The sequence below is a fragment of the Spiroplasma endosymbiont of Tricholauxania praeusta genome (genome assembly GCF_964019535.1).
In the GTDB taxonomy this organism is placed as follows: Bacteria; Bacillota_I; Bacilli_A; order Mycoplasmatales; family VBWQ01; genus Spiroplasma_E; species Spiroplasma_E ixodetis_A.
The window spans coordinates 389,199-404,087 of sequence record NZ_OZ026450.1 but is presented as its reverse complement, the minus strand read 5'-3'; the positions used below and the strand labels follow the sequence as shown (position 1 = coordinate 404,087).

Below are 14,889 nucleotides of genomic sequence, written 5' to 3'. Positions count from 1 at the left end.
AAAAAATAAAGAAATGAGTTAAAACTTTTTAAACTTACCGTTTGTCAATATTATATGCTTTTATAAAAAACAAATATAATATTTTATTATACTATTCTAAGTTTTATTATAGTTAATTACTTAGAAATTAAATACTTTTGATCAAATTAAATAGTGTTATTAATAAAAAAGTTTTTAAATTTAGGTAATTTATTAGAATCAGAAATTGCTGAACCAACAGCAAAATGAGTCTGATCTAGTACATTGGATACATCTCACTTTGAAAGATCTTGATCAAATAATACTGAGCCAGCAAACATACCAGTCATAATTCTTACATTGGATACATCTCAAGTTGATAAATCTTGATTAAATGCTAAAATATTGGCAAATGTACCAACCATATCTTCTACACTAGATACATCTCAAGCTGATAAATCTTGATTAAATAAAAAACAACCAGTAAACATACCACTCATACTTCTTACATTAGATACATCTCAAGTTGAAATATTACCATTAAATGATGAAGCACCAGCAAACATACCACCCACACTTCTTACATTAGATACATTTCACTTTGAAAGATCTTGATTAAATTTTAAACTACCATTAAACATAACAAGCATATCTGTGACATTAGATACATCTCAATTTGAAATATTACCATTAAATGAAGTAGCACCAGCAAATACACTCAACATACTTGTTACTCTAGATACATCTCAAGTTGATAAATCTTGATTAAATTGTGAAGCACCCAAAAACATAAAATTTAAAGAAGTTATTTCTTGTGGTAATTTGTCAGGTACTTCTTTAATTGTTTTTGGCATTCTAACAACTTGAATTTCACCTTGTTGGTTTTTATAAAAACCAATTTGAGTAATTTTGGTAGTTTTTATATTTGATAAATCTCTTTTATTAGTTGTTTGTTCTTTTCCATCTTTATCAATGTAAATTGTATCTTGTTGTGTTTTTTTATCTAAAAGTTCAATTTTTTGTGGAGTTTTATTTAAAACAGTATTTAAAGTTCCAATAGATGTTCCAAATGCTAAAACACTTAGTGCAGTAATCAATGTTTTCATATTGAAAACCTCCCTTTTTATTTTATTCAATAACTTTTTATTAAATCTATAAGTTATTTATATCTTAGAACGCTTTTTAAGATAATGCAATAACAAATATTTATACTCCCACAAAACACTACTTTTAGCATAACGTTAACAAATCAAGCAATAAAAATCACTAGCAACAATAAAGATGCTAGTGATTTTTTATTATTAAATTTTAAAAATCTATTCAAATAAATTTAACAAAAAACTATTACTAATTAGCAACAAAAACTGAATTAACAGAGTTTAATGAAGATGAATCATTATCAATATTTGTTTCATTACATCTTGTCTTAAACTCTTCATCATTAATTAATAAAGTACCAATTTCTTCATTATCCAATATGCTCTGATTTTCATTATTAGTTTCAAAATCAATAGCATTTCAAAATTTATTTATTAATCAATTAGTAGTTCCAGAAACTCCATCAAGTGTAGCAAAAATTGGAGCAATAATTTTTGAATCAAGACCAGGTGTTCAAAATAATGATCCTCCTCCAATAACTGCAGCAAAAGGACATAATAAATTAAAACCATCTTCAATTGACTTTAATATTTTATTAGTTGTTGAATCTTTATTAGTAAAATAAATACGTGTAAGTGTTGTTGTTCCAGCCAAAACACCAGAAATAGCAGATATTTCAAAACTAATAAATGGTAGTAAATTAGGAATTGTTAAATCTCAATTACTTGCTTTAGTAAATATTGTTTTAATAAAATTAACATCTAATGTTGTAACTATATATGAGGTATTTGTTAATATTTTTCAAACTTCTATTAATGTTGCTACTTTTTTACTATCTGGTAAAAATGTAAATGCTGTCCCAAAAACACCCCTATTTAAAGCATTTGCTAAATTTAATCATTGTGAAACTTGAAGAGCATTATGTAATAATTTAGTAGTTGCACCAGCACTACCAGCACCAATAGCATTTAAAGCAATAGTAATAATTTTTTTATACTGTTCTTGATTATTTATCATTTAATTACTCTTCTTTCTAAGTTAAAATTTCTCTAATTAAACAGCAAAAAAACCTGTTTAGGTAATAATACTAAACAGGCTTAATGATTTAAGCACATATTTCTTGTCTGTTCATATACATTATAAAATCAAAACATTTAAAAAACAATATTCAAAATAAAGAAAATAGAAAAATATTAAGTAATGTAAACAACAATCTTTACATTACTTTTTTTCTTCAATTGTATTTAAAATATTGATTAAATTTCCTGTGGTTGTTGCAAGTGTTAAAACACTTAATCTTGTTAATAATGATTTCATAATTAGTCCCCTTTATTTTCCCCAATAACTTTTTCTTAAATCTATAAGTTATCTATATTTTAAATTGTTTAAAGAAAAAATGCAATAACCGTCTTGTATATTAAGATACTTTTTAAATTAAAATATCTAATTATTGAAGAAAATTATTAAAAATTATTGACTAATATGAAATAATTTTATTTTAAAGATTTTACTTGTAAGAAAATTAGCATTTTTAAATGTAATATCATAACTTTTATTATCTAAATTATTTTTAATTTTATAACTTAAAACTGCACTAACACTACCATCATCATGTTTAAATGTATTCATTGCAATATCATTTAAAGTAAAATAACTATTATTGTTAATATCAAAATATTTACTATACATATCTTTATATAAATTTTCTTGGTCCTTTAACATATTATCAAGAATACCATTATGATGTGTTTTATCAACTATTATATTTAGTAAGGAATTTAAACTACTAGTAGAAGTATTTAATCAATTAGAAAAGTTTGCAAAAACACTATCTTGTTTAAAATTAGTTTCACCACCAAATTGAACACCTAATAATTGTAATATTTCTTTAGTTTTACTAATATTATCTGTTGTTGGATGATTAATAATATATTTAAGATTATTTAAAGCATTAATAAAATCTTTACTACCGAAAGTTAAATCTAAATATTTTACTAAATCTTTTAAATCAATTAATGGATTTGTTGTTAAATATTTATTAGTAAACTCAAATATTTTATTAATTGTGTCACTAATTGGAACATTTTTAATTGCTGATTCTAAACTATTAACAACTTGTTGAGGAATATCACTAATAGCTAAAATAAAAGAAAATTTCTTTTGAATCTCAGGTAATGTTCAATATGAATCAGTTCATGCAAAGGTAGCTTTCGCAATAATATCTTCACCAAAAGGTCCGGTCATTAAATTGGTAACTAATTTAAGCATATTATCTTTTGAAGATATTAATTCTTGAAAAATAGTTAATACTTTTTTTAGTTGAACTGTATTATTTTTAAGTAGTGTTTTATCATCTCAAGTAATACTATCAATGCCAAAAGTTGGATTAGTTAATTTTAATACTTCGCTTTTAACCATTGGTATTATTGTTTTTATTAAATAAGGTCATGCCACTGGATTTGTTAAAATCTTATTAAGAGTTTCACTAAATGTAGCATTAAAATTATCAGAATTAAAACCAATAGGTCCAGCACCTCATAAAGCATATTTAATATTATCGCTAATCATTTCACCAATATATTTTCCTGATATTGACTTAAACATATAATTAAAATTAACACCAGCTATATATTCATAAAATTGATTTCAATTTCAATTTTTTGCTTCATCTTTAACATAGTATCACTTTTCATGACTTGGAATATTTCAAGCTTGAGCAAATGTCGCTTTCTTTGACATATAATCTTGCATTTTTTCAAAAGTAGTATTACCACTAAAATTATCTTCTTGATCTCAATCTGCTAATAATTCATCAATAGTATTAGTTATAATTGGAATATAATTAGTATAAGATAAGTAATCATTAATATTTGGTATTAAATTTTTAATATTTTTTAACATTCCATCAATCATATTAACAGTATCATCATTAGATAAAATAGAATTATTTAAATAATTTTTAACCATTGGCAATATGTCACGATAACTACTATAGCTATTAATATTATTGGCGATAGTGTCAACTTTAGATTGATTAATACCATTACGTTGAAATAAAGACTGAATAGTATTAATACTATTACCATCTAAGTTGCTAGTTCAATCATTAATAAAATCATTTCCATTATTCTTACCTGTAAGATTATCAATTTGAATAGAAGGGGCTTGATTATACATATTATTTAATAAATTATTAGTATTAAAACCTTTATTTTTACCAATTAATAACGATTTACCAACAATAGAGGTTTCATTAGCATACTTAGTTGCTGTTTTAGTATCAACATTGTTGTTAGCAAAATTATTAATACTAATATTGTTTGTATCAATTGTGAATGCTAAAAGCGACATACTAGAACTTAATAAAAGGCTGGTAGTAAAAAATAAATTTAATTTTCGTCTCATATTTTACACTCCATTTATAATGATTTTCTTATTATTATAAACTATTACAAAATAATGTACAGTAAATTTTATTTTTAAAAAAAATATCTACTAATAAGTTAAATTAGTAGATACTTAATACATTTTAATTATGAATTTAATTAGATATTCCGTTTTTGTTAAGTTAGGACTAATAACTAGTAAAGGAATATTTATAAATTTATGAGAAAGTATGTTTATTATGTTTTTTTGGTATAGAAACATTAGTTTTTGGTGTAGAAGCATTAGTTTGTGTTTTATTAAAAACATGTGTTGGTTTAACTGAATGATTATTCTCTTGAGTAAAATGAGAATGTTTTTTGTGTTGATGTAATTTATTATTACATTTATTAAACAAATGTTTAATCAAATGTAAGGGATTTACTATACAGTGATGATGATGACATAAAATATCAACAATATTAGTTAATAAATAATTAACATTTTTATTAGCTTCCAAATTATATTGGATAGGTTTTTCTAAAATGCTATAAAAGGTAGGAATAATATTATTATAATTAGCGATATCTCTTTCCTGTAAATATGTTAACATTTCCAAAACTTTTTTATTATTTACTAAATCATTATTACTTTTAAACTTTCTATTCTTGATAATGCTATGATAAGAATTTGGAACACATAAACAATATTTTATTTTCCTTGATGATTTTATTTTCTTTTTTCTTAATTTCAGAAAAAATATTATTATAAAACCAATTAAAAAAATAATACTCATGATAATAATTAAAATAACTATTAACTTCATATATTGCTCCCTAATTTTATTTTTAATTAATAAGTATTAATTTAACATTTTATTTTATAAAATAAAATACTTTTTATTAAAAATAATAACGTTTAGCAGAACCTATCTTTCTTTCAACTAAACTAAATAAGATAAAGATAAAAATAAATCTTAAAATTTCAATACCAAGTAAAATAAATAATATAATTACTGAATGATTATTAAAATTAAGAATATTATTATCATATTCATCAGGTCTTGGTAGGTTAGGACTAAAATAAAGTACTACTAAAGTTAAAGCAAAAGATAAAGTAGCAATAATCGCATTTAAGGGTACTATTACTAGACCAGCACTTATTTTTTTGATAGTATCTACTTTTAAATTTTTACTTTTATTGCACAATTTAAAAAGATAGTAGTAAATAAAATAAAAAGAAACAATAAATAAAATATTAGCAATATTATCAAAGAAAATTTGAATTGGTGGATGATCACTATCTGCTAATAAATGTAATCAAGGTTCGATAATACCAATTGCTAATGTATAATATAAACCAATAATTGGTAAAGCAAAAGCAATAATTAATGAATCAAAAATTCTTAATGGTAAAATTACTCCCATAAACTGAATAGGTATTTCAATTAATGAAGAAGCAACAGCTAATCCCAATAAAATTCCTGTCAAAGTAATATTAAAAATTTGTTGTTTTGAATTAATCTTTATTTTTTTCTTTGTTTTTATATCTACTTTTTCTTTTTCTTGGTCAACACTTTTAACTCTCATTATAACTTCTCCTTTTTAAAATAGGTATTTAATTAAATAAATACTTATTTATAAAAATTATAAATTACTTTTAATTAAAAAACAAGACATTTATTAAATTTTTATAAAAACTATTAATACTACTCTAATTTAGAAAATTAATTAACAATGAAAATATCATAATAATAATTTGATAAATAATTTTTATTACAATAAAAATAACAAAAACTAAAAAATAAATTATAATATTAATCATTAATTTAAACAGTGTTAAATCCTTATATAGATATTTTTCTGTATTAGGATTTTTATTAAATTAATATTGAAAAAGAAAAGGAAGATTAAAAGATGGCAAAAAAATATACACTCGAAATAAAAGAAAAAGTATTACAATATTTACAAGATGGTAAAAGTTATGATGAAATCAAAAAAGAAACTGGCATTTCAAAAACAACAATTTGAATTTGAAAACAAAAAGCAAGAAAGAATGAACTTAAAACAAAACATTCAGTCAACTCAACTCCAAAAGATATATTAGAAGAAGCTATCAATATTGCGGAAATAAATTGTGATAATAATGAGAATCAAAATTATAAAGAAGAATTTTTAAATCAACAACAAGCAATAAATTTATTATCAGTAAATATTAACAAACAAATAGAAAACAACTATTTTGATAATTCAGAAGAAGATAGTGATTCAGAACGATTAGTAATTGATGAAGATTATAAAGAAGAAGTAAATATTTGAAGACCTTGAGAAGAATCAGAAATAAAACAAAATAATGAAGAATCTTTAGTAATAGAAATAAAAAAAGATCAATTAAAATATATTATTTAAATATTAAAATGTTGTACTAAAATTTGTACTGGCCTAACTAATAATAAATATAAAAACAAAACTGAAGTAAATTTAATTAAATTAAATGGTACAAATACAATTCAAATCTTATCTTTAAGATCAGCAGCACCATACATGTCTAAAATAAAAGCTCAATTATAAAAAGCACTAATTAATGATACTAAAATACAAGTAATAACACTTGTTGGTATTTCAATAATCATTAATCGTTTTCAAGAATTATTAGATTGCGTTTTTCAAAATGGTAATTGCTTAAATAATAATTTAAAACTACTATATAATAACAATAAAGTAATAGTATTTAACATATAAGCAAATTCACCAATTGGTTCAGCATTACCAGAAGGAAAATGAGGTAAGATTAAACTTAGTCAAGGAACAATAATGGCAATTAACAAACTATAAGGAAGTTTAATAATTAACAATGCAATTAAATTAATAGTATTACCAAAATCAATTTTTAAAAAAGGTAAAAAAATAAGTGGTGTTTCTAATAAGGTCATTAATGTCGTAACTGCTAATAAACTACTAACTACTGCTATTCTATGGGTAGTTAGTTTTAAAGAATTATTCATATTACTTTTAAATTGTTGTCACTTTTTCTCATATTTTAAACTCATCTTTTACTCCTTAAAATACATTTATTATTTTAATTATATATAAAAAAACGTTTATTTATTATATAATAAAATTAATTTTTAAAAGGAGATGAAGTATTAATGAATAAAAGCGAAAATAACATTGTGCAAATGGTAGTTGAAATTCCCAAAGGATCAAGTAATAAATATGAATATGATTGAAAATCTAAAACTATGATATTAGATCGTGTTCTTTATGGTGCTAATTTTTATCCCGGTGAATATGGATATATTCCTGAAACTTTAGATTACGATGGTGATCCTTTAGATATTATTAGTTTAATTACTTATCCAACTTTCCCTGGTTGCTTAGTAGAAGTTAGAATTTTAGGAATGATTAAAATGATTGACGGTGGTGAAGTTGATACTAAATTATTTGGTGTTGTTAATTCTGATCCACGCTTTAATGAGTATCAAGATCTAAAAGATGTACCACAACATTTACGTGATGAAATTGTTAATTTCTTTCTACAATATAAAGAATTACAAAAAAAGAAAGTCATAATTGAAGGTTGAGGTAACTTAAAAGAAGCATTAACTGAACTTACAACATGTAAAAATATGTTTAAACAATATCAAAATGAAATGAATAATTTACCAAAAGCACAATTAGTGTCATTATTAAACAAAAAATAAAGAAAAAATTTAATATATTAAAAATATATTAAATCATTTATCATTAAATACAACTAAATAAAATTAAATAGATGAACAACTGTTCATAAAAGGGAATTAAGTAATCTTAAGCTGCCCCAGCAACTGTGATACTGATAAAAGTTACATAATCCATTGAAATCAAAGATTTTGAGAAGGGTAACAAGTAAAATGAAGTTAAGCCAGTAGACCTATCTATTTAATACTACTAAACTAATCTCTGGGTGCAGATAACAGTTATATAATTTTAATTGATGTTTTATCTCCGATTAGTATAACTAAACCACCTTTATGAGGTGGTTTTAAATTTAAAAAATAAAGAAAGCCGAGAACAAATATGAGTAACCATGTCCAAAAATTAATTCGTATCTTGATTATTCCTTCATATGCAGCACTGGTCTTTGCTTTAAAAGAAGTACTAGCAATATTACCAAATATTGAAGTTGTAACTTTCCTATTAGCATTTTCAGCATTAGTTTTTCCATTATATATGTCAATTACTATTCCTTTAATTTTTGCTTCATTAGAAATTCTACTTTACGGTGGTAATAGTTGAATATTTTTATATTTTAGTATATGACCAATATTGGTAATAATAATTTGAATATTTCATCATTTAATTAAAAAGCATTGATGAATTTTTGTAATTATTACAAGTTTATGAGGTTTTACTTTTGGTACATTTGATGCTCTAATTCATTTAATATTATTTGGTAAATCCAGTTTTTATCTTTACTGATTATCTGGATTAAGTTTTGATGCTATTCATGGCATTGGTAACTTTATGTTTAGTAGTTTTCTGTATAAACCAATTATCAGTATTTGAAATAAATATTTACAATATTATATTATTATTGATAATAATATTATTGAAGAACGCAATGATGAACAAACATCAAATAATGAAATATTAGTTGAACCATAAAACTAAATTTATATTTAAATCATTAACTATTCATATAATATTATTTATATCATTAAACTGATGATGAAAAGTGTTTATTTCAATCTCTTATTGAATCTTTTTCTTCTAAATTAAATGAATTTATATATTTTTTCAAATCATCTTCTTTTGCAAATAATTCTTTAAGATCTTCTTGTAATAAGTTTTGCTCATTAATTAATATTTGCATATTAGTTTTCACTATATCATATTTTTCTTTTAAATTTTCTTTTTCCCTATTGGTTTTTATAAATTCATTTTTATTTTCATATAGTTCTTTTTCTGTTATTTTATTTCAATCATAAAAATCTAAAGTAATACATTTAATATAAAAATTAATTCTTGGATTTATTTTCTTTGTATTTAAATTAATAATAGATTTTCTTAATTTAGAACTTTTTGACTGTAAAGTTAAAAGTTCTTTTTCTAATTTCTTTAATTCTATTTTAAAATCAAGTATTTTAGGTAATAACTCAATATAATATTTTTTTATTTTTTGATCAATTTCTTTTTCAAATATCTTAAATTTTTGCTTAGCTAAAATTTCTTCTTTTTGTTTACTTTGAAATGTTTCTTGTTCTGGTTGTTGTTTTTTTAAATTTTCTTTCCATACTTTATTAGTTTTTTCTTCATATTCTTTTTGTTTAACTAAAACATTACGCGCTTCACTTAATTTTTGAAAATTAATAGTTGCTTCTGGATTATTAGTATTTTTATCTGGATGTAATTTTAAAGATAAACGTCTAAAAGATGCATTAATTTCAGGAATTGTTGCACCAATAGATAAACCTAATAATTCATAATATTGTTCCATTTTTAGTTTTTTTCCTTTTTAATAAGCATTATATATTCATAAATAATGGTTATATTTATGGTAAGTTTTGTACATGATCATTTACTGGTGTTTGACTAGTTAATTCTAAAGCATTAATTTCTTGAACAAATTTAGAACAAGAAAATTCTTTATCTTGTGAAGTGTTTTTTATACTATTTTTTTTATCATTAATATTTTTTCATAATTCAGTTAATTTAATTAAATTATTTAACTCATCATTTATTTTTTTTCTTTCTAAACTAATATTTTCAAATATTATTTTTAAATCTGTTCGTTCATTAGTTTTTTCTTGTATTTCCTTTTTATTTTTATTTAGTTTTTTTTCTATTCTTTTATTTGTATTAACAGAACCACAACTAAGCATTCAAAAAATAAAATTTTTAAAATTGCCGATTTTTTGCTTTTCCAAAGAAACATTTTCTTCTAATAAACTAGTTATTTTAAAAATAGCATCAGTAATTACATCAATATAATTTGATAATATTATGGTTCTTTTTTCAACTTCTTTATCTAATACTTTAATTTTTTCATTAAATACTTGAATTTGTTCAATTGTGAGTGCTTGGATTTGATCATCATGAAATCATGAAATTTGAATTGGTGGTATTGCTGCTATTTGTTCTTTTGTGAAGTGTGGTATTTGCTCTGCTGTAAATGGTTGTTTTCATGTAAAATTTTTTATTTGTTTTGTTGTAAAACTTGGTATTTGTTCTTTTGTGAAGTGTGGTATTTGTTCGCTTGTAAATGCGGGTATTTGCTCAGTTGTTAGTCAAGTAATTTGTCAATCTGTAAATCAGGGTATTTGTTTTTTTCTAAAATAACTAATTTGTTCTTTTGTGAAGTGTGGTATTTGTGCTTCTGCAAATTCTTGTATTTGATCTTCTCTCAATGCTTTAATTTGTTGTTGTATAAATGCTGGTATTTGTTCGCTTGTGAGTGCTGGTATTTGTTTTTTGGTTAATGCTTTTATTTGTATTTCTGTAAATGCTGCTATTTGTTCTACAATTCCTTTTTTAGTTTCCTTAGAAACAGAAACTGTTTCTGCTTCATTTTGTAATTTTATTAATTTATCTTTTTTTTTTTGTAATTTTTCTTGTCCAATTTCTATTTTTGATTTTAACTCATTACTAGATGTTTGTGTTTTACTTTCTTGCTGTTCCATAAGTTCATCTCCTTTTTAACATAAAAACCCATTTGCTTTAAAATTAAAACAATGGGTTTAAAAACATTATAAATTCATTATATGCCTTTCTAAGTGAAAATCAATTAAAAACATAATAAACTTCCTTTTTTAAATTTTTACTAGAATAAAATTTTTATTAAATAATATCTTTACTCCATAAATGCTCATAACTTATATTTTCTAAAACTTAATAATCAAGTAATAATATAAGCACTAATATAAACAATAATATTAATACCAAAAGCTAATAAAAAATATCATCAACGAAAAATAATTGGATAAATAACATGACTAAAAGTAATTAACTGCTGTGCTAAAATATTAATCAATATTGGAGTAATAAAAATACTAAAAACTGAAAAAATTAAAATTAAAGGGACAACGATTATAATAAAATTGTAAGATACTTCCATAGTATTATATCCCAATACTTTTAAAATATTAATCAATATTCAATTATCACGAACTAAAATATTAGTAACCAAAGTCATAATCATAAATGATAATATAATACTACAAATTGCAAAAAAACCAATAAGTAATTGAATACTTATTTCATTATTTTCTAATGCTGCTTTTTCATTACCAATTGGAACAATACCACTCAAAGAACTAACAAAACCACTAGAATTAATGTAGTCAGTATTCAAAATTTTAGTTAAATCAAGATTATAATTATTTTCAGTATTAATAAAAGTTAAGTAATGTCGTAACTCATTATCATTAAATTTACTCATTTTGGCATTATTAATTAATAATCCTGTATTTTCATTAATAGCACTATTTAAAAGTGATTGTGATACTAATAATGTTGATATTCCTAAATTCCTAAAGCCATCATAAATAATACCAATTAAATATTTTTTATTACCATTAAAATCAAAATATGGATATAAAATAGCTTTACCAATATTGTTACCATTACCAGTACTAGTATTGGATGCTGGGGCATTAGATGCTACAATCGGTAAAAAGGTAACATTTGGGGCATTAGTACTAGTAATATGCAATTGTTTTTTTATATTGTTAACATTTTTAGTAAATTCTTTATCTAATCAAAAATCAGAAGTGTTCATTGTATCACTGTTCATATTAATAAATTTTTTAAATTTACTATTAATTAAATTAGGTTTAATAAAATTATTACTATTTGCATTAATACCATAGATAGTTTGTCTTATTGTAACTTCATTACTAAAGCATGAATCATTAAAAGTTTGAGTTACACTATCATAAGTATTACCAATAGCATTATTATGACTAAAATCCAAATCATAAGAATCTTCAATATTCAATTTAATAAAAGGTAACTCATTTTGTTCTTGATAAGGAATAATACCAAAGCTAATTAATAAATCATTATTATTACCACTTTCATTTGTTAAATAATTAATAATATTTATTTGTTTTGTTCACTGTTTTTTAAATGTTTGTGGTAATAAATTTCATGTTGTTGATTTTTCAAAATTTTTACGCATCTTTAATAAATCGCTACCCAAAATATATTTATTACGTAAATCGCGAATAACGGGTGCTGGATTATTAGGATTTATTAAATATGAATCAATAGCATCTTGTAAATATTGTTTAAGTGATACTCCTGATTCTATTTGTGAAACTGGAGCAATGTTATAAAGCAACTGCTTGTTATTATTAATAAAATTATTTTCAATGTCTTCATAATGATAACTATTTAAATAATTAAAATTAATTCCTTCAAATTGTAATGATAACATATCATTAACTAAACCACTAGCTGCAATTGAAAATAGCATTAATGTGGCAGCAAAAATACTAACTATACTAATGATAACTAATTTACCAAAACTACGCATGCTAATAGTTATTGCCAATTTATTATGATAACTAATATCACCAATAACTTTAACACTAATAAAATTAAAAATTTTGCTAATATTTAAATGATGATATTTTTTAAAATTTTTACTACTAATTAAGTCAAGTGGTTTTTTTTGTAAAAATAAATAAACTATAAAAAAACTAATAATTACTAATAACAATAAAGGAACAGTTACCACAATAATTGTCATATGCACATTTATATATCATCCATAGTTAATTAACGCTAAATACAAGTTATGACTATTAATAAGAATATGACTAATAAATACTGATATTAAAACACCAATAATAGCAAAAATAAATAAAGGTCAAATAATAGCTAAAACCAAAGAAATTGTTAATTGTCAATTTTTATAACCCAATGCTTTTAAAATTCCAATTAATTTATGATTATGATGAATCATCTTTCATACTACCATTAAAATAATAACACTAGTGACAGTAAAAATTAATGTTAAAAATATTATACCGACATTTTGTGTCAAATTAATTCGCTCATTTAAGAAAAAAATAGCATTTTCATTATAAGGTCTTCATAAATAATCATCATTTGTTAAAATACTAGCAACATTAGCAAAATTTATACCATTAGTAAGATTTTGATAATGGTGACCATATGCTAATTGATTATGTAATATATTATATAATCATGGATTTAAACTACGTTCAGGATAAACTGGATTAAAACTATTTTTTTGTTTATTTTTATCAATAAAACCCTTAAAATCATTATTGATATTAGTCATTGTATTACTATTAACAAAAGCAACTGTTTTATTTTTTGGATCCATCAATCCACTAATATTATTAGCAATAAAAGCACTATTACGACTAGTAACAAATCCTCTAACAGTAAAAGTACGATTAACAATATTATACTTATCACCAATTTTTAAATTATTATTATTAGCAAATTGTTCATAAATTAAAATTTCATTATCTTGTAATGGTAACTCTTCTAAACTTTGTTTATAATTACCTACTAAAATTGGTGGATCAATAATATTTTTAGGAACTGTTTGTGTAAATAGAAAAGATTTACCGGTCATTAATAAATCATTAACTAAAGTATATTGATTTCATTCAATATTTTGAAATAACATGCCATTAATAATTAAAAAATATAGTTGTGATTGCAAAGAAATATCAATTGTATTATATTCATGATTAGCGTATGATATTTTATGATAAATTTCATCTTGATAAATTTTTAATGCTTTATCATTTAAAATAAAATAGTTTACTTGATTAATATTTGTCTTTCCATCATAAACATAACTATTAATTAAATTACGCATTGCATTTTTATATTCTTCAGAAGAATTATAACCTTGATGATAATCATTAGGAACTAATAGTTTAAAATCAACATAATGATGATGATATTTAGTAGATATGTTATTTCCGATTTGTAAATAATTATTAGCATGAGAATCACTTAAATCACTACTACCATTAAAAATAAAACGATAAGTATCGCTATTAGCATTAACTAAAACAATTTGAAAAGTTGCATGATTTAATTTAAAAGTATCAATACTATCATCTTGTTTATAATATGACATATTTTCCAATCATAATCCTAAATGTGTTTTATAATAATTATATTCTTTTTCAAAACTATTTTTTTCAATTGGTAATTCATTTAATTCTTGAAAATTAGTATTTTGACTAATATCATTTAAATATTGATTTTTTACATATTGATCAGAAAATTGAATGCTTAAAAAAGTTATAATCATAATCATAACTAAAAAGCCTAACCCTAAAACTTGAATAATATTTTTTCTTTGTTCACGCAAATAATTGAAAAATATTTTTACCATATTCCACTAACCCCAGTTGATACTTCAAGTTAATTTTATCAATTTAAAAATATTTTTTAAAATTAAAACATTTTAATGTGTAATTTTTTATTTTAAGCA

General features: G+C 22.2%; 12 protein-coding genes and 1 riboswitch. Of the genes, 3 read left to right on the top strand and 9 right to left on the bottom strand.

Features of this window, described 5'->3' with window-relative positions:
* Positions 1-146: 146 nt before the first annotated feature.
* The 5 genes from AACK96_RS02260 to AACK96_RS02240 all read right to left on the bottom strand — a co-directional run bounded on the left by AACK96_RS02260 (position 147) and on the right by AACK96_RS02240 (position 6,008).
* Positions 147-1,064 (bottom strand): BspA family leucine-rich repeat surface protein, encoded by a 918-nt coding sequence (locus AACK96_RS02260; RefSeq protein WP_338974791.1) that lies wholly within the window; start codon positions 1,062-1,064, stop codon positions 147-149.
* A 241-nt stretch (positions 1,065-1,305) separates the two neighbouring features.
* A complete protein-coding gene (locus AACK96_RS02255; protein WP_338974789.1) occupies positions 1,306-2,073 on the bottom strand; it encodes a hypothetical protein in 768 nt (255 codons plus the stop codon).
* A gap of 453 nt (positions 2,074-2,526) precedes the next feature.
* Positions 2,527-4,407: a hypothetical protein gene (locus tag AACK96_RS02250; protein WP_338974787.1), complete on the bottom strand. Its 1,881-nt coding sequence runs from the start codon at positions 4,405-4,407 to the stop codon at positions 2,527-2,529.
* A 253-nt stretch (positions 4,408-4,660) separates the two neighbouring features.
* Positions 4,661-5,032 carry a hypothetical protein gene (locus tag AACK96_RS02245; protein ID WP_338962256.1) on the bottom strand — a complete coding sequence of 124 codons (372 nt, stop codon included), beginning with the start codon at positions 5,030-5,032 and terminating at the stop codon, positions 4,661-4,663.
* A gap of 289 nt (positions 5,033-5,321) precedes the next feature.
* Positions 5,322-6,008, bottom strand: a complete 687-nt coding sequence (locus tag AACK96_RS02240) for a hypothetical protein (RefSeq protein WP_338962254.1) — start codon at positions 6,006-6,008, stop codon at positions 5,322-5,324.
* A gap of 327 nt (positions 6,009-6,335) precedes the next feature.
* Here AACK96_RS02240 and AACK96_RS02235 point away from each other — a divergent pair, with 327 nt between their 5' ends.
* Complete coding sequence (locus AACK96_RS02235; protein WP_338974785.1) at positions 6,336-6,827, top strand: helix-turn-helix domain-containing protein; 492 nt, start codon at positions 6,336-6,338, stop codon at positions 6,825-6,827.
* Here the strand turns inward: AACK96_RS02235 and AACK96_RS02230 are convergent.
* Positions 6,824-7,468, bottom strand: coding sequence for a hypothetical protein (locus AACK96_RS02230; protein WP_338974783.1), 645 nt, complete (start codon positions 7,466-7,468; stop codon positions 6,824-6,826). The two genes, AACK96_RS02235 and AACK96_RS02230, sit on opposite strands and share 4 nt — an antisense overlap.
* 99 nt (positions 7,469-7,567) lie before the next feature.
* Here AACK96_RS02230 and AACK96_RS02225 point away from each other — a divergent pair, with 99 nt between their 5' ends.
* Together AACK96_RS02225 and AACK96_RS02220 are read left to right on the top strand one after the other, a co-directional pair.
* Positions 7,568-8,122 (top strand): inorganic diphosphatase, encoded by a 555-nt coding sequence (locus AACK96_RS02225; protein ID WP_338974782.1) that lies wholly within the window; start codon positions 7,568-7,570, stop codon positions 8,120-8,122.
* 52 nt (positions 8,123-8,174) lie between these two features.
* Positions 8,175-8,353: riboswitch (cobalamin riboswitch) on the top strand.
* A 124-nt stretch (positions 8,354-8,477) separates the two neighbouring features.
* Complete coding sequence (locus AACK96_RS02220) at positions 8,478-9,065, top strand: hypothetical protein (RefSeq protein WP_338962242.1); 588 nt, start codon at positions 8,478-8,480, stop codon at positions 9,063-9,065.
* 52 nt (positions 9,066-9,117) lie between these two features.
* Here AACK96_RS02220 and AACK96_RS02215 read toward each other — a convergent pair whose 3' ends face one another.
* From AACK96_RS02215 to AACK96_RS02205, 3 genes are all read right to left on the bottom strand, one after another.
* Positions 9,118-9,897, bottom strand: coding sequence for a J domain-containing protein (locus tag AACK96_RS02215; RefSeq protein WP_338974780.1), 780 nt, complete (start codon positions 9,895-9,897; stop codon positions 9,118-9,120).
* Between the two features lie 55 nt (positions 9,898-9,952).
* Complete coding sequence (locus AACK96_RS02210; RefSeq protein WP_338974779.1) at positions 9,953-11,080, bottom strand: hypothetical protein; 1,128 nt, start codon at positions 11,078-11,080, stop codon at positions 9,953-9,955.
* 170 nt (positions 11,081-11,250) lie between these two features.
* Positions 11,251-14,790 (bottom strand): ABC transporter permease, encoded by a 3,540-nt coding sequence (locus AACK96_RS02205; RefSeq protein ID WP_338974777.1) that lies wholly within the window; start codon positions 14,788-14,790, stop codon positions 11,251-11,253.
* Positions 14,791-14,889 lie beyond the last annotated feature (99 nt).